This is a genomic window from Bacillus sp. EB106-07-01-XG149 (assembly GCF_058791555.1).
In genome coordinates this window covers 408840-430372 of the sequence record NZ_JBYTDP010000004.1, presented here as the reverse complement: position 1 = coordinate 430372, position 21533 = coordinate 408840, and the positions used below count along the sequence as shown (strand labels likewise).

Below are 21533 nucleotides of genomic sequence, written 5' to 3'. Positions count from 1 at the left end.
ATTACATATTTCCTCCCCATATTTACAACCTCCTGTTTGATTTAGATTACAAACATTTAAAATATTCTTACCAAAACACAATTCCATTATAAAACAAATAATTACATACTTTAACATTTTATTTTAATTTTCCAAATTTTGATTATTGGGATTTGCCAATGACTTGTTATGAAATGAAGCGTATTTCCTGAAACAAACTAGGAATTACGTGCTCGATTTAATTTATACATGAAAGATGATTCGGTGAGAATCATTGAGGAAAATAGGTTGTTGGCAAGAGTAAACGATGAGTTGTGTGTAACCATAGATAATAAGTATAAAAACGTATGAGATGAGATATTCGATACAGTAAAAAATGAGACACCTACCCTATGATAGGACAGCTATCATAGGATATCTATTTTCAAACACCTTATATCTATAACCCTAGTAAAGATCATTTTTGTGTATGAATATATTCTCTAATTAGTTTCACATCACTTTCTCTCTTTTCATCAAGAGAAACTCCTAACTTTTTATACTTCCATATAAGTAATCTCTCATAATGATTATAATTATTTTCTTCCTCTAATAAAGTATAATCAAATTCAACATCAAACTTACCAGTAGAGTATAACTCAAATGTTACATTAGTCCATGGTTCCTTCTTATTTCTTTTAAATTCTTCCCATAACTCTCTAAAGATACTGTCAAGAAGATTTAATTGGTGATCAGTCTCATCTTCATCAATCCCTTCCATATCTTCAATATCTAAACTGTATATCGGTTCCTGCTTATTTTTTGGATAGTAGAAAAATACCGTCGAATCACTATATTCATCAACTTCTGAATATACCATTACTTTTTCCCACGGTTCTGGAATAATACTGTTTAACTGCATAACTACTTTTTGATAAATACTTTCCACGTTCTCTACATTCATTTACTTTACTCCCTTACAGTAATATCCTTTTGTCAAAATAATAAATCTGAAAGCCTCTTTATCTTGCCTCCAGTTTCTTCGTTCATTATTCTATTGGACCTATAAATTGAGTAATGAAATAAACATGCTCGATAAGTTTAACCTTTTGTAAGTTTTCTACTTTTTCTGATCCACCTAATGGAAGTAACGGTGTGTAACCAAAACATTCATCAATTTCAAGGCTTCCGTACCTGTGTATTGCCTGTTTGTAAGGCATCCAATCCAATACTTTCTCTAAAAAATAGTCATCTTTCGTATTTTTAAAGAAAAACTTAAATTTTCCACCTGCTACATCTACCGTACCTTTTCGATACTTAAGTAATAATAAATAGTTATTTTCCCACACAAGAATATCTCCCATACCTGTTGTAAAAACCGGGATAGCCTCTTCATAACGGATATAACTTTCCTTTAATATATCTAAGTATTCTTCTGGATTTATCAACCTTAAATATCCGTTTAACATACTTCCAAATCCATATTGTTTCCATAAAGCTATTATTTGTTCAGGAACTTTACCTGTATACTTTTCAACAATCTCTTGTGACGACTTTTCGAAACATATAAAATCACTTATCTTTTCCATAGTATCCCCTTATCACAATTTCTCTAAGATTGAATTTCCTTTTTCTAAATATAAATCTGGGTCGTCCTCTTTTATCTCAAGAAGAATCCCTTTAATTATTTGCTTTGTTGAACTATTTATATTTTCTAAAACATTCATATACGATACGACTAAATCTTTTGAATGTAAAAGTGTCCGATGAATTCTTTCCGCCCAGAATTCTGCATGAGGTAACATTTTAGGAATACTAATAGCTAATTTGTATAGCCCTTCCTCTCGCCCGGAATGTTCAGCAATATAAAAAATCGTTTCAATAAGGTAGTCACCCGCTGATGGCACAGCCATATCATCCTCAAAAATTATACATAGATCAGGAATTATATCATTTGTCCCTTTATTCGCTAATTCATTGAGAATACTCTCAAAAACTTCAATATCATCCCCTTCATTCTCTAGAAAACGCATTTTATATAAAGTTGATATTCCCTCATTAAAATCCATTGACTTCTCCACCTTTTTATAACATCATTATTATAATTTTCCACATATTTTCACATCATTATGTTCATAATACGTTCAATTAATCTATCATAATAAACCATTACTTTCTAATAACTGATACCAATCATCCTCTTTGCTTCCTACGGTTTCACTAATTCCTCCAAATTGAACAAACTTATTACCTAATTCACAATATCTTTTTCCTACATAATAATGTTGTAAGAAATTATTAAAATCACCATATGACTCAATAATAAAATTTTGATTAATTAAATCTCCATACAAACAAGAAACTTCTCCATTCATCTTATTAATAAACAATGGATATCTTTCAATTTTCCCTATACAAATCCACTTATCAGCACCACCTGGCATGTCCTCCGTATAAAATTGAATACTTTCGCGTTTTAGATGACCATATATAGTAATTACTCCACCGTTCAACATTTCATATTTTTTTATAATAAAATTATAATCTTTCAAAGGGCCTTCTTCTAATTTTTCATCCGTTTTTTCTACCTCTATAATTTCACCAATAAGCAAACAAAATGGATCATTACCTAAAATATCCTTAATTAATTCTATTTTTTCTAATACTGATTTCTCCATTTTCTACTCCCACTCATTATCTATTTAACCAAGATATAACTATTACTGTACCCCTTTTAAAGGTTATTATTTTTCACTTCCTCAAACCACTCATCAGCAATATGGCTAGCTGTTTTAACTTCATCATTCGTATATACTAAATCATACTTATATTGAGCTTTAAACTTGCCACTATGAACATCATATATTAATTTCATCTCAGTTGGCATGTCACGCTCATACCCTTTGCATAATTCTTCAATTCTCTCAATATCTTCACATATAATGCGCAATACTATAGACTGTCTTTTGATAGACACATCATATCTTCCGTCTCCATCTTCCAATGCATCATTTACTTTATGACATTCTACATATTTATTGTTAATGCAATAAAAGAAACTTCCCGAAATAATTCCTTCCTCACGCGAAGCATAAACGTACACTTTATCCGCTCTATCTTCAACATATTCCATACATATAGATATCATATCAGCTTGTAATTCACTAAACTTTTCCTCAAATTCTTTCATACTACTTTTTCACTCCTTAGATTAAAAGTTAAATAGCAACGTCTTGATACCCCACTTCAGTTACTTTTTCATTTAGTAGACGTATTCCGAGTCCATTCTCTGTATCCCACGTACAATCGAAAGTTATCCCAATATCTCTCTCTTCATGAATATCTCCATATGGGACTACAATTCCAACTAATGTGATCCTCTTAAGTAATTGATCAATTGTTTCGATATGCGGATAATTTTCATTAAATCCAACAGCATATCCTAATTGTTGACGCTCTTGATTGTAATAGTCTAAAATCGCTTGTAAAAAAACTTGCTGCAATTGTTCCCAATTTTGCAACAATGAATTATAAGCAGTATATTGTCCTTCATCAAACTTACCGTCTTCTTCACCTTTCACTATCAATGCTATTTCAACTTCTTTTCCACAAAATTCAACGTTAATGTCCTTAACCCATCCATATGTATACTCAATCTCACCAAAAACTACATCATTTATAATCATTTTTAACTCTCCCTATTTACTCCCTTGGATTCATATCGATTTCTCTATTCGTATGAAAGTTACCCTCTGATATTAACTGTTTTTTCCAGTCGTTTCTATACTCAGTATAGTACTATCAATTGCTAATTTTTCAATGAGTTTTTTCGCCTTACCGTATGGAAATCTCTCTACTAATATATAAGGAAGATTTTTTGAACCCTTTAGCAAATCAATTGCGGAAATCTCAAGCCCTAATACGTTCTTTATTCTTATTAAATCTTTCAAACCTTCACTAGGAGTTTTCACTAACACTATATTACATATATCAGACGACTTATTTATCGTTTTCTGTTCTATTTCACTTACACAACCACTATTCACCCATTTTTTAAAATCAGCGGTAATTACAGTAGCATAGTTTGGATTCATGTCCCCAGAATCAATTACTACCACCTCTTTTTCCTCTGCATACTGAGCCATTAAAAATACATTACCGCCACCGTCATCACCAATTGTGACATACCCCCTCGCATACTCATCTACTTCCCAAACCTCGTTCCTTTCTCCAATATGCTCCGTACCATAAATAAGTAACCCACCACCGATTGAAAAGCCATTTGTACATCTCAATAATTCCTTATATACATTAGGTAATGTAACATTCATGCGATTTTCTACTGCTTGAATTTCAATATCACTCGCCGCTGACTTTTCTATCAAATCTGAAATATTAAATAGATTAATCATTTAATAATCCCTCCTAAACTATCAAGATATTTATACGTATCGATTACTCCCTGCCATCTCTCTATAATCATTTCACTATAGATTTCATTAAATTTATAAAGTATGTCGGTATGTAAGCCTTCATTTTTCATTTGGTAAGTAGACCATCATTTTCCCTTTCATGTACTCACCTTTCCATCCACAAGGCCATCCTCCCATTTTATACACCTCAAATACCTTTTCATAAAGTGAAACTTTAATCAGTGGGGGTTTTGTTCATCCCCACTGATTATTAGTTGAACCAATCGGGCTTTTACGGGCAGTTGATCCCCCACCTAACTTCTTTGCTCTCGCTGAATTTTGAGGTGGCGGTCTTACTGCCCGTTAATGCGGGATAAAAATTATCCACTTTTCCATTTACTAAACGATTTAGTGCACACATCTCAAGGTCTCTTTCTACTTCTTCAAGAATATTTATATGATCAATAGAAATAAACGCCTGATAATAATTATAGTTATCAGAAAAAACTTCATATAACATCTCTTTTTTTGATTCCATATTAGGGTTATAAGTTCCTTCTAATAATTTTGCACTTTCATCCGATTTCATATCATCCCAAACGATTTGGGTAACATCCAAATCTTGAGACCAAGCCAATTCCTGTGCTTTATCAAAATCATGAATCATTTCAATGTCATGTAATAATTCATGTAACTTTATATCATTCCTATCAAATAAGCTTCTTTTTTGTATATACTCGATGACTTCCTCAACTAACTTAGTATTTTCACCATACTTCATCCCAGTAGCCACCTTTCGCGTCCTTCGTCCTTCAGTCCCATTCTCCATACTGTATTCACTTATGGATATTCATTTGAATTTCATTGATTTTTTGTAAGTATCTTTGCTCATGCAGAGCTGCCTCGAAACCCCAATACCCTAAAGTCTAATCAAAAACAACTCTTAATCCTAGGTTTTACAATAAATAAAAAGAATCCATTTTGAAAAAAAGATTGATCAAAATGGATTCTTCTTCAGCAGATTTTTTGTTTCGGCTTTATAAAAATTCGAGCATTTTCTGCCTGTATTGCTCCATTCACCGTGCTTGATTATTCTCTTAAAAGTGAAGAGTTTCTATTAAACTTTTTTAATATACTCATACACTTCTTTAGGTTTTATATTAAGCATGTGAGCAATCTCCGTTATTTTCTTTCCTTCTTCCTTCATCTTTTTTACTTTTATCTCCATTGTTTGCTCATATTCTTCTGCAATATCAAATAATGGACTTAATAAAGAGTGCCATATTTCAAAATCAGTAAATTTATTTCTTTCCAAAAACTCATTTAGCAATATTTCCAATTCTTTAGTTTGTATCATTCTTTTACCTTCTAACACTTGTTTCTCAGTAAGAAAATCACCTATATCTTTCATAAAATTAATAAATGAGTCCATGGAATCTGCAAGAAAATCGCCACCACTCCAACTGTCCATTCCGTGCATGATGGAAGAAATAGGGTATCTTTCCTCACTTAAATCAATAATAATTGGATCTCCACACATCGTTTCATATGCAATAACAATCCAATTTGCGTCCCAAGTATCTTCCTCATCGGTTACAAGGGAGTTTCCATCGGTGTCAATACTGTATCCTACTTGAAATTCATCTAATTGCTCAAAAGAACACACATCAAAATTTACATACTCTCTAATTTTTTTATGTTCTAAGTTAATAAGTTCTAAATTTCTCTTTATCTCTACTTTTTGATGATAAGAATTAAATTGTATCATTGTCATTTTTACTACATCCCTATTCATACTTTATATGTATTCTTTTGTATCTGGTTGTTTACTAACAAACTAAGCCAAGAATATTAATAATAGATATTGTTATTTTTTCTTTACCTCATATGAAGATTCTGTGTATACAGTAAAAATAAAGTGATTTATATCCGAATATGTATTTGCAGGACTACTATGCCGAGGGTATAAATAAATTGTTTATAAGATCTGTGAAACCTCCTTTAATATTTCATCTTCCTAACTTAGAAACTCCCGATATCATTTTAAAATCCTTCAATTTAGTTGATTGGAGATTATTTCATTAACTCTTTAAAAAAATCAAATAATCTCCATCCTCTGTACTAAAACATCTACCTCTAGATTTCTTATTAGCTATCTCTAAATACCCTCTAGCTTTAGAGAAATCTCCTACTTCATAAGCCACCTTGCCAGCCCAAAATTCTCGTTCGCCTGTATCTCCTCTTTCAGGATCTGCGACAAATATTTTATCAATCCATTTTTTCATCCGTTCAACATCACTTAATAAAATCGAGATATCTAAAATACCCCATATTATTAAAAAACTTTCATCATAAGTTATTTTATCATTTGGAAGCTCTCCCCATGCTCGCTCCAATAAAAAAACAGACTCTTCTAAATTCCCTTTATCAAACTCTTCATTACTCTTATCCATTAATTTTTGTATAAAGATACCTTTTTCACCTGTTACATAAGCCATTCCTATCTACCTCCAAAATTACCTATGTAAAAAAGCACCTTTTGTCTTTTGAAAAGAAAGGCTTTTCTTTACTTCAAAAAATACTTTAATACATTTAATCCGGTGTAATATATATACGTGGTCATTACATTAAATTTCTAATCTTCATAAATTACCGATCCTATATACTTAAAGTTCCTACTATCCAGTTTTGCTTCTTCAACAAGTTCTTCATACTCAAAATCATATAACCTAATGACAGTATTGTATTGTTCTTCTAAATTTTCACCATAAAAGTCTATAAGTTCACTTATAATTAATTCAGAATACGAAGCATTCTGTAGTAATTCAGACAAAGACGATGTAACATGTTCATTATATGTACATTCTAATAAGTCTTGGTTATACTCAATGAAATCTATTTGAAAATCAGTCATAAAACACGAAGGAATTCTGTTCCCCTCATTATCATATTTTATTTCTACATACTTTCTTAACACCATTTTGCTAGTACAATTTCCAAACCAAAGAGAAACAACTCCTGGACTTTCCATATTAATCCTCCTTTCCAATTTTTCTATGTTCTAATAGTAATAAATTAGGCACACTGTTTCAGATATAGTGTAATCAGCTTCTTAAATTCTTTTTAAATATTTCAATTATTCACCAGTTAAATTATTAATAAATCTTATTTTTCCATTTTCAGAAACTAATTGTAAATCACTACCTATTGGTAGCTCGTATATTCCCAGAATGGCCAGTTCAATATTTGCTACGGCATTAAAATCACACAACGCTAAATTTTCAGAATTATTAATATAAACATCATCAATTTTCGAAAATAATTTCCAACTATCATCTGCTGCTTCTATTAAATTTCCTCTCAATATCCGTTTCAATTTTCCTGTTTTATTAATTATATTTTTTGAAACAATACAGGCACCAGTTTTTTAATAATTTAATAGGTTTTTTTGATTCATTTTTCCCCATTCCTCTAATTAATTATGAAATAACCCTTTCATTTTAACTTTCTATTAATCATGTAATTTACTTAAGAGCTCTGTGAACGTATTAGCAACAAAAAATACATTTTCCCTTGCAACTTTCTCTGCTTCTTCTGTTGTAATCCCTTCACTTTTTATTAACACTTTTTTCTCCCATGCGCCTTCATGCTCCCAATAGATGACAATTGGATTTTCTTCATGATTTTTATAATCAAAACAGATCAAATTTCCTGAAGGATCAATTGCAAAAAGAATAACCTGATTAGGAATTGTTCCTTTATATTTTTCATAAATCTTTAATATATTCTCTATGCGTTTTTCATCATAAGAAAGTAACGAGCCAAATACCCGCTCTACTTCGTTTACATCAAAAGCTTCGGGTTCTGCACTTGCACCATTATTTTCAAGTACACATTCAATATAATCTTGTGGAAAATGAACGCCCATTTTTCGGGCTACCTCTAGCACATAATGCCGACTAACAAGTTTATCTGGATTATCCCATTCTATATGACTCATCTAATACCATCTCCCCATAATTTATTTTCATCTAAGTGGTTGATACCAATTGCACTTTATCTGGAATTTGGTATTATCGCTATTCTACAAATGAATGCTCAAACTTTCATGAGTTATTAATTCAATTTAAATATATCTATTAATTTTGATTTTTTAAAGGTTATTATTTTTCACTTCCTCAAACCACTCATCAGCAAAATCATCCGCCGTTTTTATATCATCACTTGTATGGATTAAATCATACTCATATTCAGCTTTAAACTTACCACTCTTAGCATCGTATATTAATTTCATCTCAGTTGGCATATCTTTTTCGTATTCTTTGCATAACATTTCAATTCCTTCGATATCTTCACTTATAATTTGCAGAACCCGAAACATTTGTTCTGGAGATACATCATATCTTTTTTCTCCATTTTCCAATGCATCATTAACCTTGTGACACTCTACATACTTATTGTTAATGAAATAAAAGAAACTACTAGAAATCATATCTTCTTCACATGAAGCGTACACATATACTTTATCAGCTCTATCTTCAACATATTCCATACATATGGATATCATATCAGCTTGCAATTCACTAAATCTATCTTCAAACTCTTTCATACTACATTACACTCCTTTTATAAAATTTTAAATTTTGCATTACCTGGCTTACCTTTTTTATAGTGTAAGTAACTATAAATTTGTCTGGATTCTTATCATTTCCAAAGTATATAATATCCATCTTAACTGTTACTTCTTTTGGTGGTTTTTCTTTTAAAGCTGCAGCTCATTTATTTTCAACTTATTTATATTTCTTCAAATTCACATCAGTTAATTGCGAAACTAAACTTTCAATTTCAGGTGAACCTTCAAATCTATCACCTGCCAAATGTCCTGCATGATCTTGCCCTTTTACGCAGCTAAACATTTAACTTTTTAATAATTTAAGATACTTAGTATTCTTCGGATTCCCAAAACATCTACCTTCTGATTTTTTATTGGCAATACTAAAAAATTCTTTTGCGGTTTCTAAATCACCTAATTCAAAAGAAACTTTTCCTGCAATAAATTCCTTATCACCGGAATCTATACGTGCAAATCCAGTTAAAAATATTTTATCTGCCCACTCTTTTGCTTTTTTTAAATCATTTAGCATAAAACAAGTGGAGATAATATCCTTAACTAAATGGTAACTCTCTTCACAATAAATACCTTTAGGGTCAGGTATTATATCCCATGCCTCTTCTAATAACACAATAGAATGATTATAGTTACCATTATTAAATTGTTCATTGCTTTTTTCCAAAAGACTTTCGAATTCTTCTTTTATAGGTGATTGTAAAATGGCCATATTTATCCTCCTCAAATCATATCCTTAATCAATTCAAAATACTTATCATCCTCATTAAAAAAGAGTTTATAGCCTTCTAAAATGTAAGCTCTTAACAGATACTCCTTAGCTTTATCAAGCTCCCCACACTCGAATAAACTCTCTCCAAGCCTCAGTAAAATAAATGGATTTGAAATACCATCCGGACAGTTTCGTGCATTATATAAATTACTTTTTGCTTTCTCATACTCACAATTTAAAAAATAAGTATCTCCTAATGCTGTATAAATCCATGTACTTGTTTCCCAATCGGTCTTCGGTAACGGAACCAAATCCAGAGCAGCTATATAGCTCTCTATTGCTTTATCATCTTTTCCTTTTTCAACAAAAGCATCTCCTTTGTTACATAATCTCACAATTCGGTCATACACTTGATCGTTGAGTTCCAATATAAATCCTCCCAATAATTATTTATTTGTTGGCAAGTAGTTTTCATTTAACTTTGTACCTGCGCATCGATTTAAACTATCATGATCTAATACATAATTATTGGAGTCTAACATCCATTCTCTAACCGCTGGGGACTTCGCTCCATAATGTCTACCTGTATGTACTATTCCACCATAAAACTACATCAGTTAAATGAGTCATATCTGCTTGATCTAGAGGATACCATTTATTATCACTTGCCATAAATTCTATTTCACCATCACGTTTTGTACGGATTTTCGATGAAATTGAATTTCCCATTCTTTCCGTTTACTTCTCTCCCCGTATTGGAGCCTTTCCCAGGCGTATTCCCCAACAGGTCGATGCCATTTTCCATTTGCATCTTGATTGATAATAGCCTTTAGGTACATTACCCGTACCCTATGTTGTAATCTTAAAATAAAAAGCACTTGTTGTCTTTAGCTGACAATCAAGTACTCAAAGTTCATCTCTTTTAAATAGCATTAATTTTGTAAGTTTTAGAGTACTATGGCACCTTTTATATGTATTGACAACTACTACGTAAAAACTTATGGGTTTATTGGTTTCATGCCCATTCCATGTGTTTATATTCACCACTATGTAAAATTTCATTTTGCCTAAGCTCGTACTTTGTTTTCTATTCTATCATCGCACATTGTACTCCATGATGGTACTACCTTCATGGGCTCTGAATTTCAGCATATCATCTTTCATGTTGTCCAAAGTAAATATCCATAAAAAGCACATCATTAATTCATAATTTAAAAATATTCTTGTTCAATTTCGCAAATAACTACTCGAAATAAAGGTTATAATCTATCTCAACCTTACTAAGACCATCTAGTACTTTCTCTACCCTATTAGTCAAGTCTGCTATTTCTTCATGTGTCAGTTCGTTTGTAACATCTAAATCTTTAAACATACTTAATCTCTTTGTTATCCCTTCGACATACCCAATAAAGACCTTATTTTTGGATAACAATATTTCACCTACAGCAGTATCAACAATAAAGTCTTCTACCTTTCCAACATTTATATATTCATTAACAGTTCTTGCTATTGCATAATCATGTCCCCTATTTAATTTTAAATAATCATTATAGTCTTCGTTAATCACCTCAAATATTTCATTATATTCCCAGTCTTCCATGATATCACTCCTCTTTTATAGTTTAAGTCTTTCATCGTTATTGCGAATAACTTCCAATTCAATATTCTTATATGTATTAGCAAATTCAGCTATTACTTTGCTACAACTATCACGCGTATCTAGTTATCTAAATGATATAATTTTACCAGTAATATTTACAGCATACCCCAGTTTTAAAGCAATTTCATTCAAAAACATATACTCAATCTTACAATTTTTTATATCTGTTAAAAAACCAGCATCCATGGTCAATGGATACTGGCATAATATTCTTACGTATCAAACATATTATAACAAGTAAATGTAATACCTCTAGTCTTGTTCTTTTAATCCAATGTTTTCTCTTTTAATATCAAGTACATCTGAAACACCACATTCATCAAATTTTCCTATTAAATATTCATGTCCTTTTTGTAAAGCTTTGATTCTTTCTTCTGTATAAATAGGTATTAAAGTATAAAAATTAATCATTCTATTTTCTGAATCTACAAAACTTCTTACCTCTTTAGATCTACCGATTAAAATACATGATAATTCTGTATTAGAAGCAAATGGCATTGGAGGTTCTCCATTTGGAAGAATGACCCCTTCCTCTAACCAACCATCATATTTATGAGGTATGTGAGCAGCCATTCTCAACCACTTCAAAGGCCAATAATTATCTTTGTTCGTCAATTCTGTTTTGTTTATTGGCCAATTTGCAGGCAACTTTAATACTAATTCAGCATACTTAAATCCCTTACTGTCTTCCGAATCATCCATTGCAAAATCACTCATCCCAGTAGTCACAAGAGTTATAAAATCATGTTTTTTTGATGGCAATATAATTTGAATATCAATTGATACCTTACTACCGGGTATGATTTCACTGATAGTATCCTCAATGGGGCCGAATTGTTCTGTTATATAATCTAAAATCTCAGTTTTTTCATTTTCCCCAGTATCTTTATATGCCCCTCTTTTAGTAGCATCCAATAAATTCGCTATTTCTATTTGCCCTTGTTCATGTGCAAATGCTAACGCATTCATATTTTTCATATATTCTCCCGTGTACTTAACGTGAATGTCAATTCCATTTTCAATCAGAAGTTTTACAATATCTATATATCCACCCTGAATAGCACCAAACAAAGGATTCCTTTCCGGTTCACTCGTATCCATTTCAGCTCCACAAGTCAATAGATACCTAACAATTTCAAACTGTCCTTTTGAAGCCGCTTGGTTAAGTGCCCCACCACCATATACATCACCGCGCTTATTTATATCAGCACCTAATTCTATAAGTCGCTTGACTATTTCAAGCTTTCCATGTGTGGCTGCAACATGAAAAAAAGTTCCAAACGGTCTCATCGACATATTCAAGAGCTCAGTATCTGAACCAATTAACTCAACTACACCTTTAACATTATTTTGCTTAATGGCTGTACGAATTTCTTTAGCTAGTTGAATATTTTGCATATTAATCCCCTTAGCTCAACTTCTTTTTTTCTCCGTAAAGATGCCGATAATTTTCTTATAGCGTTATTCAAATTAACTCGTAATGGTACTACATTTTAAAGTTCATTGTATCCACACCCAAAACACTATTCTTTATGCTGCTCTTTTAGCATTTCCATTCCGTACAAAAATCTCTTAATAGAATCCTCGTTCTTCAATAATTTACTTAAGTATAGTAACACATCAAACTCTTCAGGATCTGCATCATAATAGATCATTCCTGGATCAATAAAAGGCTCGTAAACTATATGGCAGATATTTCGGCCTGCTATTGTTACACTAAAACATCTTTCATATTTGGAAATATACCTATTTACACAAATGAAATTGCCTATCGATGTTTCAAATGAAAGTCCATTATAGAAAAATATAATTTGTTATTTTTAATATATATACCAACTACCTGCCCATCTTCACTAAATCCTCCAACACCTTGTCTAACCAACTCTACCTTGTTCTTTTCGACTATTGAATATCCGCTACTTTCTAACATGATATATGTTCCTACCTTGGAGTAATTATTCATTATTATCATAAATTGCCTCTCCTAATGCTTTCATTCTAATAGTATATGTATTACATCATCTTTTTACATTGATTATTAAACTAATATGAATTTGTATTAATCTACTATAAGTTTTAATATGCTCAATCCAGTACTAGTACAATCCACTGTACTCAAACTTTCTTCCCTTCATGAATGTCCAAATATTTCTTTTTGAAATTAGATTTAGGTATGAGGTTAAATTGTATATTCCCATATTGTCATTCATACGAATTTACCTCTGGAAGATACTCATAATTATAGCCAACTTTAAATTTACCATCTATCATCAATAGGTATACTATATTGATAAATTCCAACAAATTCTAATTCGTTACTTTTATATTTAACCTTTCTTTGCTTAGCATTGTATTCCATATTGTAAATTAAAATGGCTGCGTTAAATTTCTTTTCACAGTTTGTATACTTAAATCTTTGAATAAATTGATCAACGTAAGAAAAACCTTTCAATAAATCCTTTATATTATTTTTTGATTGACTAACCCATTCCTTTTCAACTAAATCACGATCATAATAAATCAAATTAAAGTCCTTTTCGAAATTAGAAGATATACTATCTCCATCTTCTGTATATTCATTATTTGTATAATTCAAAAATTCATCCTTACTCTCAAAATTTCCAACCCATATGGATACTTTCTCTTTCATAATTCTACTACCTTTCTATTCACACATTCTTTTATACATAAACCTACAAACTATTTATTAAACTTTCTTCTCATCATTATTAGTAATAGGATCGTCATTTAATACATACTTTTTGCCTATAGTTAAAAATTCAGTTCTATCATTTGAATCCTCCTAGTTATTTTGTATTAATATTACTAGCTCCTATGTTGGTAACTTCACATGAAGCGTAAATATATACTTTATCCGCTCTATCTTCAACATATTCCATACATATGGATACCATATCAGCTTGCAATTCACTAAATCTATCTTCAAACTCTTTCATACTACATTTCCCTCCTTTTATAAAATTTTTAATTTTGCATTACCTGGCTTACCATCTATATTGTAAGTAACTATAAATTTGTATAGACTCATATCATTCCCAAAGTATATTACATCAATCTTAACTGTTACTTCTTTTGGTGATTTTTCTTTTAAAGCTGCAGCTCATATATTACGAATGAATAATTAAACAATATTATTGTCTCTATAAAAATAGGCTTCAAAATTTAAAGTACAACATCCTGATAACCTACCTCTGTTACTTCACCTTTCATAAGACAAAGACCTAATCCATTTTCCATATCCCACGTACAGTCAAATGTAAGTCCAATATCAAGAAAATCGATAAGATCATTATCCGGAATAAAAATTCCAACTAAGGTTATTTTTTCAAGAACTTGAGTAGCTGTTTCTATTAAAGGATAACTTTCGTTAGGCTCAACATCGTAACCAAGTTCATCTCTTTTTTGTTTATAATAATCTAATATAGACTCTAAAATACTTTGTTGTAATTGTAGCCATCTTTCTATTAAAAAGTTATATGCCGTATATTGTTCTTTCTCAAAATGACCATCATCTTCTCCCCTAACTATTAACGTCACCTTAACTTCGTTCCCAAAAAAATCAATGTTTTTATATCCAATCCAATCATAATTATTAAACTCAAGTTCGCCAAAATTGGCATCATTTATTTTCATTACATATCTCCTTTATTGTTTACTCTTTCTACCGAAGTTCGTTCCACCCTATTTACGTGCACTTCCATTAAGTAATGTTTCTTGATTTTTTATGAAGAATGGGGTATTGTCCATTTCTTTTGCTAATATATTTTCAATTATATAATATTAGCAAATTTTGTTAACTTGAATTCATATAAAATAATTTTATAGCATTGCATGCACTAATAAAAAAAGCACTTGGTTGCCTTAAGTAGACAACCAAGCGCTTTAATTTCATATGTACTTGTAAAATAGAAAATAAATAGTAAGTCTAATTCATTAGAACGAACCTTATACCTCTACTGGCCCCATAAAAGCAGTAATAATAAGAATATGTTCCTTCAATTTGACCTTTTTTAAGTTCTCTACTTTTTCTGCTCCACCTAACCCTAATAGAGGTGTATAACCAAAACACTCATCATACTCTAACTCATTGTATTGTTTAAGTGCTTTGGGATAAGGCTGCCAAGATAAATCTTCATCCCTGAATTCTAAATCAGCAATATTTTGAAAGAAAAATTTAAATGTAAACATAATGGTCTTTACTATACCATACCTGTAATTAAGTAATCTAACATATCCATCTGACCAAATAACCAAGTCTCCCATACCTGTAGCAAACAATACTATTGAATCCTTATATCTTTGACTACTCTCCTCCAAAATCTCTTTAAATTCCTCTGGATTTACACTTTTAAAATATCCTTGCATAAATGTACCAAATCCATAATTACTCCAAAAATTTATTATTTCATTTGGTACTACGTGTTTATACTTTTCAATGAGTTCACTCGGTACTTTATTATGTAACTTAAAATCTTTTAAATATTGCTCCATTTAAACTCCTCCTTTAATGTATTAACTTTACATTCAAATAAGTATTTTTTAGTTGTTCTTCATTCATGCTCGAAGATATTTTTCAAAGAAAGCAATGAAGTTAAGTGGGGGATCAACTGCCCGTAAAAGCCCAATTGGTGAGGGATGATAATCAGTGGGGATGAACAAAACCCCCAATTTCACTTTATTCAATACCTTGATTAAGAACATAAATACTAAATCTCCCCAGCAACTTGATCTAAATTATGTATGACTGTTTGAGTTTTCATTCGCTTCTTTAAGTGTTAACCCTTGTTCAAATAGCTTATCAATTTTATCTCTTAATGCTCTTTTTCTTGCTGCCTATTGGTATGCATTTCTATTTTTCACACCTAAATTTAAATTGTGAAATGAGGTTTTCTAAGCTGTTTGTAATTTGTTTATACTCATTTAATTCAAAATCCTCAACTAAAATTTCACCTGTATTGTTGTCTAGCACTATTAACATCCCATTTGATTCATAACCAATTGGGATATACTTAAAAATATCATTTTTAGATTCCGCATAGTCTTTGACAAGTGAAATAAAATAATCTGGTTCAATCCCTGGAATAACAGGATGCAAATTAATATTATAAGAAGAAATCCATCCTGTTAATTCTAAAAACCAATACGAAGTGAAATACTGCTTCACCGAATCATGTAACTGAACGTTGTATTGACTTTCAATTTCATCAAAGGAAAATTCCACTCCCTTCTCCATTGGTTTCCAACAAATATATCCATTTTCATCTTCTTCACCCAAATATATAAATTCATCTACATCTTCATTCCATGCTATTTGCGGTAATGAGTTGTTGTACTCCATCCATTTATCTATAAATCTTCCGAAATAGTCTTTCATAACCTCTTTCATATTAGAAATCACTCCTCAATAAAGAATTATTCTTCTGGTAAGTGAATATCGATGAAAATGTCAGTATTACTTAGCTGACTGGAAACTACATCCAGAAATTTCAATCCATTTTCCGAAACACTATGTTGGAAATGTATATCAATTATTTTTTTCTCAAAGTTGTCTCCGTAATCTTTAAAGTACTGCTTATCTTCAATATATATTAAGTAATTATTAATTTTTTCTTGTAGTACGTCTAGATGCATGTCTTCATATTCCCAGTCTAGATAGTCTATTATTAACAACTTTAGGTTTTTACCTTCTACTCCAATTGCATCTATCTGGTCCAAATCTATAACTGCCATATTTTCTCCTATCCTATATATGTCTATTGCAATAATCTACAATGTACTCATATATATTTTTTCTTCATTAGGATCATAAAGATCTGTCTGTTGAGATTAGTTAGTTTCTACATTTTCAAATCCTGCTATGATGTTATCTATCGTTTCTATTAATTGAATTTAAATTATTTATATAGTCTAAATAATCTCCTAATAAAATTATAACATGCCTATGTATAAAAAAAGCACTTGTTGCCTTTCGTAGACAATCAAGTGCATTAATTTCATATGTTTTTTAAATAGCATAAATTTTGTAGGTCTTAGCTTGATCTTAATCATATCTTTCTATAAAATACTGCAGTCCAATTGTATCTAACACTCGGTCTACACTTCATATCAGACATTTTTTCATATAAATGTTCTTAGTATATTATTTTTGTAACTTTAAATTAGAAATTAACTCATCTAGACTATCCGAAAGCGCTTCAAACGAACCTCGTTCAAAACCCTCCAATTCAACCTTACCACTTACATTATCTAACACAACTATCAAACCGTTCCCTTCTACACCTATTGGAGTCTTATCAACCTTATTATGATTGTTTTTATACCCTTCTAAATTACTTTCGAAGGAATCCAATTCAATATTTGGTAATACAGGTTCTAACCTAATATAATGATTATCAACAAATCCATCTAAATCAGCAAACCAATAAGAATTAAAATAATAATCAATTGAAGTGTGCAATTTAATTTCAAATTTTTCCTCAATCGTCGTTAAATCATTCTTATTATTTTTTTCAATAGGTTTCCATGAAATTTCTTCTTCATCATCCATTTCACCTATATATATAAATGAATCCACTTCTTCGTTATATGGCGTTTTAAATAAAAAATCTAACCCTTTATCAAAATATTCTTTTCTTAAATTAAAATATTTGCTCATAGCATCCTTCATTACCAAAATAATCACCCTTACTTTTCTAATAGTTCAGCATATTTTGGTCATTTCCCCAAATTCCTGCGCTTTTCTCAGCATTATGAATCCCCCTAAACCTGGATGTAGCTTTGAGGGTACATCAACAGTTTGACCTCCACCACCAATGTGATGATGTAATAAAGTGTCATTATATAATTCTTTTAAATCATATTGGGGGAAATGTTTTCTAAACCTAAAAATCTCTTTAAGTTTATAGACTTTGTATCAAAATTTTAAAACCCTTTTATTCAAAACCGATAACAATCCATTCATCTACAAAATTCCAAAAGTGAACATTATATTTAGGCTGACTTTTAGCTGACCAAAAAATAGCATTGTTATTCTTACAATTTTCATAATCTATAGCTATGTAGCTCCCCATACCATTACTAAAGAATCCAAAAGATGTTTTTAAATTAATCTTTATAGGTTCTTCCAATTCATCTATAATCCCCCACTCTAAGTCTTCATCCCCAAAGTAAGTTATAGCTTCTAATGGCATCAATCCCATCGATTCACTTGTGTAATCATAAAATCCATTATGAACATTTTCGTAAAAGTCCCTAATAGATTCAGGAATTTCTCTCCATGAAGATTCTAATTCCTCATTATTAAAACTATCTTTAGGATTTCTTCCTTCATAATATAAATCTTCTCCACCTTGATTTTTTATTGTATACAAGATTGAATAGGTGTCCTCACTTATCATCAGTTCAATATCCTCAAGGTATTCTGATAAGTAAGCAATAGTATTAGATAAATTATTATCTACATATTTTTTCCATATACTTAAAATTTTCTTGATTCTCTTTTCTCTATTATATTCACTAAATACTTCCACCCATAAATCAGGAATTAAAGATGCATTTATATTCTTAAATTCATTTGCATTAATCAATTGAATATCTTCATTATACTCTCTTAATATATCTAACTTAGAACTCATTTTTCCCCATCCTTTTTAATATTATTTTATATTATTCTTTGTTAAAATCATCAATTTGTTTTTGCAATATTCTTTCAAGCTGTTTTTCTCTTGTAATCATCTTACTCCTAAAGTCAGGACTAACTTCTATTTCATCTGGTGTCCCCTTTTTATAATGTGTCCATTCTTCATACGATTTAGATTGCTTTGAAGTGTTTGCAGATTTACTTAATCCTGTAAAGTTTTCTGGGTTATTTAATACTTCTAACTGTTGTTTTTCTGTTAAATTACCAAAACCATCCATATTTGTGATTCTGTCTATAGACACAATATGATCTGCTTCTAGTGAACCTATAAAAGTTTTTCCAGGAAGAGCTTGATCTTCCGTTTCTATCTTTTTATTGTGGCCTTTATTTACTTGTTTTCTTATTTTTGCTGTCGGTGTTTTTTTCTTAATGCTTTATATTCTTCATCTGTAATCTTTCTCTCACCGCACCTAGGAGGAATTCCACTTTCACCCGTACCCTTACCAGATGGATTTACAAATCCAATATCTTTAGTAAAAGACCTCAATGGTATGTAAGATAGGAATAACCTTAAAAATTAATTTTTCCATTTGCATAAAAAAACAGCAGAGATTTCTAGTACCTATCTCTACTGTTTTGCTATTCACTTCCAAAACAAACTAATTTTTCATACTCTGTTATGTGTATTTCTAACAAATAGTAATGCTTAAATTGCAACATCTTGGTATCCTACCCTAGCTACTTCTTCATTTATTAGACGAATACCTACCCCATTTTCCATGTCCCATGTACAGTCAAATGTTAGTCCAATATATCTGCCTTCAAAGCGTCTAGCAGATGGGACATAAATCCCCACTAGCCTGATCCTTTCAAGAAGCTGATTAATCGTTTCAAGTAAAGGATAATTTTCATTATATGAAACATCATACCCAAGCTCATGTCGTTTTTGCTTGTAATAATCTAAAATTGGTTGCAAAATACTTTGTTGAAGATGCCCCAAATTTTGTATTAAAGAATTATACGAAGCATACTGTTTTTCACTAAATTCACCATCTTCTTCACCGTCTATTATCAAAGCAATATCGGCTTCTTTTCCGCAAAACTCAATGGTAGTCTCTCTACTCCAGACATAATCATATTCAAGCTCCCCAAAAACTGCATCATTTATTTTCATTTTAAACCCTCCCTTTCCATTTATCGGAAATTCACTCTTACTTGAAGGCTGGTGGAATATCAACATCTCTATCACCCGTACCCTTAACCCCATCACCCTCCAAATTCGAGATCCTACTCTGAATACTCGTTTTTTAGGCATCATGGGCTTCTTGGAATTTCCCGCTTTAGTTTGTTCCAGTTCTAGCGACACTTCCATCTGGCAGTATTTCTACACCTTTAACGAATAGGGATACATAGTCCATGTGCAGTGATAATCAAGTTGTTTAATTTTGTGTCTAGAAATGCAATAACCTTCGGCCTGTTAATTTGGTACGAGGTTATTAAAGTTGTTTAAAAATAAGTTTTATTTGTTGCACTTTTTCATTTAAGTGAATAATAAAAGTGTTTAATTTCTGGATAGCTAATAATTAATAATCACCCCTTTAATATTCAATCCCAAACATTAAAAATTACTTCACCGATATTTTCTGGTCGCCAATATTTAGCATCTTTTAATTCTTCTTCTGTTAAGTTGTGTTCCCTAGGTATAAAAGGCTTTTCTAAATAAGATTTCAACAACACTTGATAGTACGCTTCAAATTCACTTTCTAATATGGGCATATCAATAAAACTAAAAATAAGTTTCCCTTCTACATTTTTATCCGCAAAAGCTAAGAAAGGATAAAACTCATGCAATAAAATAATAAATTCCTTATCGTCTATTATCACTATCACTTCAAAAAAATTTTTTGGATAGTGTGGTTGTATCCATTCTACTATTTTGAATTTACATGTCCTCAATACATCATAAAATATTCTCTTTGTTTCATTTTCATTATGGGAATTTAAATGTATTGCTTTCAAACCTGTAATATGTGGCGGTATTTTCACTCCCAAAACCTCATTCCCTTTTATTAACTAACCACAGATATCGAAACATTATTCCTTTTATTATACGAGAAACTCAAAAGATGGTATTAAATTTCAATTCTGTACGATTTTTTAAACAACTTTATTATTCGTGGTCAGTCCACACCTTTGGCTAATATATTTTCAATTATATAATAATAGTAATTTTCATTAGCCTGAATTCATAAAAAATATTTTCTAAAAATTTATAGCATGCCTATCTAATAAAAAAGCACTTGTTGCCTTTCGTAGACAATCAAGTGCTTTAAGTTCATATGTTTTTAAGTAGCATAAATTTGTAAGATTTATAAGATCTGTAAGTTTTGTATTAACAGTACGACACCTTTTACATGCCATGACAACTACTAAGTTAAAATTGACGAGTTTGTACGGGTTCTTAGTTTAATATAATTTCCATGTGATTATATTCATCACCCAGT

The 21533-nt window shown here is 30.7% G+C and carries 32 protein-coding genes and 3 pseudogenes; all 35 read right to left on the bottom strand.

What is annotated here, in order from left to right:
- Positions 1–436 precede the first annotated feature (436 nt).
- Positions 437–922, bottom strand: coding sequence for an immunity protein YezG family protein (locus AC3WTA_RS19320; RefSeq protein WP_001100263.1), 486 nt, complete (start codon positions 920–922; stop codon positions 437–439).
- Positions 923–1007: 85 nt separating this feature from the next.
- A complete protein-coding gene (locus AC3WTA_RS19315) occupies positions 1008–1547 on the bottom strand; it encodes a T6SS immunity protein Tdi1 domain-containing protein (protein WP_000411576.1) in 540 nt (179 codons plus the stop codon).
- Positions 1548–1559: 12 nt separating this feature from the next.
- Positions 1560–2027: an Imm30 family immunity protein gene (locus tag AC3WTA_RS19310; RefSeq protein WP_000347046.1), complete on the bottom strand. Its 468-nt coding sequence runs from the start codon at positions 2025–2027 to the stop codon at positions 1560–1562.
- Between the two features lie 87 nt (positions 2028–2114).
- Positions 2115–2636: a hypothetical protein gene (locus AC3WTA_RS19305; protein WP_000415781.1), complete on the bottom strand. Its 522-nt coding sequence runs from the start codon at positions 2634–2636 to the stop codon at positions 2115–2117.
- A gap of 56 nt (positions 2637–2692) precedes the next feature.
- A complete protein-coding gene (locus AC3WTA_RS19300) occupies positions 2693–3148 on the bottom strand; it encodes a DUF600 domain-containing protein (protein ID WP_492332968.1) in 456 nt (151 codons plus the stop codon).
- 28 nt (positions 3149–3176) lie between these two features.
- A complete protein-coding gene (locus tag AC3WTA_RS19295; RefSeq protein ID WP_000586127.1) occupies positions 3177–3644 on the bottom strand; it encodes a DUF2004 domain-containing protein in 468 nt (155 codons plus the stop codon).
- Between the two features lie 72 nt (positions 3645–3716).
- On the bottom strand, positions 3717–4370 hold the full coding sequence (locus tag AC3WTA_RS19290) for an SMI1/KNR4 family protein (protein WP_000609059.1): 654 nt from the start codon (positions 4368–4370) through the stop codon (positions 3717–3719).
- Between the two features lie 120 nt (positions 4371–4490).
- Positions 4491–4601, bottom strand: a pseudogene (locus AC3WTA_RS19285) (cytoplasmic protein); the annotation flags it as partial.
- A gap of 61 nt (positions 4602–4662) precedes the next feature.
- Positions 4663–5151, bottom strand: a complete 489-nt coding sequence (locus AC3WTA_RS19280) for a hypothetical protein (protein WP_002096458.1) — start codon at positions 5149–5151, stop codon at positions 4663–4665.
- A gap of 336 nt (positions 5152–5487) precedes the next feature.
- Entirely contained in the window at positions 5488–6144 is a 657-nt protein-coding gene (locus tag AC3WTA_RS19275; protein ID WP_000177836.1) for an SMI1/KNR4 family protein, read from the bottom strand.
- Between the two features lie 307 nt (positions 6145–6451).
- Positions 6452–6868: a hypothetical protein gene (locus tag AC3WTA_RS19270; RefSeq protein ID WP_000332225.1), complete on the bottom strand. Its 417-nt coding sequence runs from the start codon at positions 6866–6868 to the stop codon at positions 6452–6454.
- Between the two features lie 137 nt (positions 6869–7005).
- Positions 7006–7401, bottom strand: coding sequence for an immunity 22 family protein (locus AC3WTA_RS19265; protein WP_000445625.1), 396 nt, complete (start codon positions 7399–7401; stop codon positions 7006–7008).
- A gap of 105 nt (positions 7402–7506) precedes the next feature.
- Entirely contained in the window at positions 7507–7734 is a 228-nt protein-coding gene (locus AC3WTA_RS19260; RefSeq protein ID WP_492332967.1) for an immunity protein Imm33 domain-containing protein, read from the bottom strand.
- Positions 7735–7881: 147 nt separating this feature from the next.
- Entirely contained in the window at positions 7882–8370 is a 489-nt protein-coding gene (locus tag AC3WTA_RS19255; protein WP_000018127.1) for an SMI1/KNR4 family protein, read from the bottom strand.
- Between the two features lie 153 nt (positions 8371–8523).
- Positions 8524–8979, bottom strand: a complete 456-nt coding sequence (locus tag AC3WTA_RS19250) for an immunity protein YezG family protein (protein WP_000657434.1) — start codon at positions 8977–8979, stop codon at positions 8524–8526.
- Between the two features lie 181 nt (positions 8980–9160).
- Positions 9161–9286, bottom strand: a complete 126-nt coding sequence (locus AC3WTA_RS19245; RefSeq protein WP_240515199.1) for a DNA/RNA non-specific endonuclease — start codon at positions 9284–9286, stop codon at positions 9161–9163.
- Entirely contained in the window at positions 9287–9709 is a 423-nt protein-coding gene (locus tag AC3WTA_RS19240) for a hypothetical protein (RefSeq protein WP_000996346.1), read from the bottom strand.
- An 11-nt stretch (positions 9710–9720) separates the two neighbouring features.
- The gene (locus AC3WTA_RS19235) at positions 9721–10137 is read right to left on the bottom strand and encodes a tetratricopeptide repeat protein (protein ID WP_000422370.1); all 417 of its coding nucleotides are present in this window, start codon (positions 10135–10137) and stop codon (positions 9721–9723) included.
- Between the two features lie 151 nt (positions 10138–10288).
- Positions 10289–10438, bottom strand: coding sequence for a hypothetical protein (locus AC3WTA_RS19230; protein WP_240515198.1), 150 nt, complete (start codon positions 10436–10438; stop codon positions 10289–10291).
- A 514-nt stretch (positions 10439–10952) separates the two neighbouring features.
- Complete coding sequence (locus tag AC3WTA_RS19225; protein WP_000390490.1) at positions 10953–11309, bottom strand: Imm3 family immunity protein; 357 nt, start codon at positions 11307–11309, stop codon at positions 10953–10955.
- A gap of 312 nt (positions 11310–11621) precedes the next feature.
- The gene (locus tag AC3WTA_RS19220) at positions 11622–12767 is read right to left on the bottom strand and encodes a suppressor of fused domain protein (protein ID WP_070168957.1); all 1146 of its coding nucleotides are present in this window, start codon (positions 12765–12767) and stop codon (positions 11622–11624) included.
- A gap of 125 nt (positions 12768–12892) precedes the next feature.
- Positions 12893–13341, bottom strand: a pseudogene (locus AC3WTA_RS19215) (hypothetical protein).
- 285 nt (positions 13342–13626) lie between these two features.
- The gene (locus tag AC3WTA_RS19210; protein WP_000660887.1) at positions 13627–14019 is read right to left on the bottom strand and encodes an immunity 22 family protein; all 393 of its coding nucleotides are present in this window, start codon (positions 14017–14019) and stop codon (positions 13627–13629) included.
- Between the two features lie 157 nt (positions 14020–14176).
- Positions 14177–14326: a hypothetical protein gene (locus tag AC3WTA_RS19205; RefSeq protein WP_002096454.1), complete on the bottom strand. Its 150-nt coding sequence runs from the start codon at positions 14324–14326 to the stop codon at positions 14177–14179.
- 226 nt (positions 14327–14552) lie between these two features.
- Entirely contained in the window at positions 14553–15023 is a 471-nt protein-coding gene (locus AC3WTA_RS19200) for a DUF6985 domain-containing protein (RefSeq protein ID WP_000700047.1), read from the bottom strand.
- Between the two features lie 312 nt (positions 15024–15335).
- Positions 15336–15881, bottom strand: coding sequence for a T6SS immunity protein Tdi1 domain-containing protein (locus AC3WTA_RS19195; protein ID WP_070168960.1), 546 nt, complete (start codon positions 15879–15881; stop codon positions 15336–15338).
- Positions 15882–16239: 358 nt separating this feature from the next.
- Positions 16240–16776 (bottom strand): SecY-interacting protein Syd, encoded by a 537-nt coding sequence (locus tag AC3WTA_RS19190; protein ID WP_000665917.1) that lies wholly within the window; start codon positions 16774–16776, stop codon positions 16240–16242.
- Between the two features lie 26 nt (positions 16777–16802).
- Positions 16803–17120, bottom strand: coding sequence for a DUF6572 domain-containing protein (locus tag AC3WTA_RS19185; protein ID WP_000268266.1), 318 nt, complete (start codon positions 17118–17120; stop codon positions 16803–16805).
- Positions 17121–17529: 409 nt separating this feature from the next.
- A complete protein-coding gene (locus AC3WTA_RS19180) occupies positions 17530–18045 on the bottom strand; it encodes a SecY-interacting protein Syd (protein ID WP_002096453.1) in 516 nt (171 codons plus the stop codon).
- Between the two features lie 45 nt (positions 18046–18090).
- Positions 18091–18279 (bottom strand): hypothetical protein, encoded by a 189-nt coding sequence (locus AC3WTA_RS19175; protein ID WP_225989072.1) that lies wholly within the window; start codon positions 18277–18279, stop codon positions 18091–18093.
- Positions 18280–18322: 43 nt separating this feature from the next.
- The gene (locus tag AC3WTA_RS19170; RefSeq protein WP_000095662.1) at positions 18323–19024 is read right to left on the bottom strand and encodes a hypothetical protein; all 702 of its coding nucleotides are present in this window, start codon (positions 19022–19024) and stop codon (positions 18323–18325) included.
- A 31-nt stretch (positions 19025–19055) separates the two neighbouring features.
- The gene (locus tag AC3WTA_RS19165) at positions 19056–19325 is read right to left on the bottom strand and encodes a hypothetical protein (protein WP_078183098.1); all 270 of its coding nucleotides are present in this window, start codon (positions 19323–19325) and stop codon (positions 19056–19058) included.
- A gap of 410 nt (positions 19326–19735) precedes the next feature.
- Entirely contained in the window at positions 19736–20203 is a 468-nt protein-coding gene (locus tag AC3WTA_RS19160) for a DUF6985 domain-containing protein (protein WP_002096450.1), read from the bottom strand.
- Between the two features lie 55 nt (positions 20204–20258).
- Positions 20259–20447: pseudogene (locus tag AC3WTA_RS19155) on the bottom strand (HNH endonuclease); the annotation flags it as partial.
- 187 nt (positions 20448–20634) lie between these two features.
- On the bottom strand, positions 20635–21075 hold the full coding sequence (locus tag AC3WTA_RS19150) for a hypothetical protein (RefSeq protein WP_002096449.1): 441 nt from the start codon (positions 21073–21075) through the stop codon (positions 20635–20637).
- Between the last annotated feature and the right edge of the window lie 458 nt (positions 21076–21533).

Coding starts and splice junctions, on each gene's coding strand:
- AC3WTA_RS19320 (WP_001100263.1), bottom strand. CDS start 922: ATGAATGTAGAGAACGTGGAAAGTATTTATCAAAAAGTAGTTATGCAG.
- AC3WTA_RS19315 (WP_000411576.1), bottom strand. CDS start 1,547: ATGGAAAAGATAAGTGATTTTATATGTTTCGAAAAGTCGTCACAAGAG.
- AC3WTA_RS19310 (WP_000347046.1), bottom strand. CDS start 2,027: ATGGATTTTAATGAGGGAATATCAACTTTATATAAAATGCGTTTTCTA.
- AC3WTA_RS19305 (WP_000415781.1), bottom strand. CDS start 2,636: ATGGAGAAATCAGTATTAGAAAAAATAGAATTAATTAAGGATATTTTA.
- AC3WTA_RS19300 (WP_492332968.1), bottom strand. CDS start 3,148: ATGAAAGAATTTGAGGAAAAGTTTAGTGAATTACAAGCTGATATGATA.
- AC3WTA_RS19295 (WP_000586127.1), bottom strand. CDS start 3,644: ATGATTATAAATGATGTAGTTTTTGGTGAGATTGAGTATACATATGGA.
- AC3WTA_RS19290 (WP_000609059.1), bottom strand. CDS start 4,370: ATGATTAATCTATTTAATATTTCAGATTTGATAGAAAAGTCAGCGGCG.
- AC3WTA_RS19280 (WP_002096458.1), bottom strand. CDS start 5,151: ATGAAGTATGGTGAAAATACTAAGTTAGTTGAGGAAGTCATCGAGTAT.
- AC3WTA_RS19275 (WP_000177836.1), bottom strand. CDS start 6,144: ATGACAATGATACAATTTAATTCTTATCATCAAAAAGTAGAGATAAAG.
- AC3WTA_RS19270 (WP_000332225.1), bottom strand. CDS start 6,868: ATGGCTTATGTAACAGGTGAAAAAGGTATCTTTATACAAAAATTAATG.
- AC3WTA_RS19265 (WP_000445625.1), bottom strand. CDS start 7,401: ATGGAAAGTCCAGGAGTTGTTTCTCTTTGGTTTGGAAATTGTACTAGC.
- AC3WTA_RS19255 (WP_000018127.1), bottom strand. CDS start 8,370: ATGAGTCATATAGAATGGGATAATCCAGATAAACTTGTTAGTCGGCAT.
- AC3WTA_RS19250 (WP_000657434.1), bottom strand. CDS start 8,979: ATGAAAGAGTTTGAAGATAGATTTAGTGAATTGCAAGCTGATATGATA.
- AC3WTA_RS19245 (WP_240515199.1), bottom strand. CDS start 9,286: ATGTTTAGCTGCGTAAAAGGGCAAGATCATGCAGGACATTTGGCAGGT.
- AC3WTA_RS19240 (WP_000996346.1), bottom strand. CDS start 9,709: ATGGCCATTTTACAATCACCTATAAAAGAAGAATTCGAAAGTCTTTTG.
- AC3WTA_RS19230 (WP_240515198.1), bottom strand. CDS start 10,438: ATGGGAAATTCAATTTCATCGAAAATCCGTACAAAACGTGATGGTGAA.
- AC3WTA_RS19225 (WP_000390490.1), bottom strand. CDS start 11,309: ATGGAAGACTGGGAATATAATGAAATATTTGAGGTGATTAACGAAGAC.
- AC3WTA_RS19220 (WP_070168957.1), bottom strand. CDS start 12,767: ATGCAAAATATTCAACTAGCTAAAGAAATTCGTACAGCCATTAAGCAA.
- AC3WTA_RS19210 (WP_000660887.1), bottom strand. CDS start 14,019: ATGAAAGAGAAAGTATCCATATGGGTTGGAAATTTTGAGAGTAAGGAT.
- AC3WTA_RS19205 (WP_002096454.1), bottom strand. CDS start 14,326: ATGAAAGAGTTTGAAGATAGATTTAGTGAATTGCAAGCTGATATGGTA.
- AC3WTA_RS19200 (WP_000700047.1), bottom strand. CDS start 15,023: ATGAAAATAAATGATGCCAATTTTGGCGAACTTGAGTTTAATAATTAT.
- AC3WTA_RS19195 (WP_070168960.1), bottom strand. CDS start 15,881: ATGGAGCAATATTTAAAAGATTTTAAGTTACATAATAAAGTACCGAGT.
- AC3WTA_RS19190 (WP_000665917.1), bottom strand. CDS start 16,776: ATGAAAGAGGTTATGAAAGACTATTTCGGAAGATTTATAGATAAATGG.
- AC3WTA_RS19185 (WP_000268266.1), bottom strand. CDS start 17,120: ATGGCAGTTATAGATTTGGACCAGATAGATGCAATTGGAGTAGAAGGT.
- AC3WTA_RS19180 (WP_002096453.1), bottom strand. CDS start 18,045: ATGAGCAAATATTTTAATTTAAGAAAAGAATATTTTGATAAAGGGTTA.
- AC3WTA_RS19170 (WP_000095662.1), bottom strand. CDS start 19,024: ATGAGTTCTAAGTTAGATATATTAAGAGAGTATAATGAAGATATTCAA.
- AC3WTA_RS19160 (WP_002096450.1), bottom strand. CDS start 20,203: ATGAAAATAAATGATGCAGTTTTTGGGGAGCTTGAATATGATTATGTC.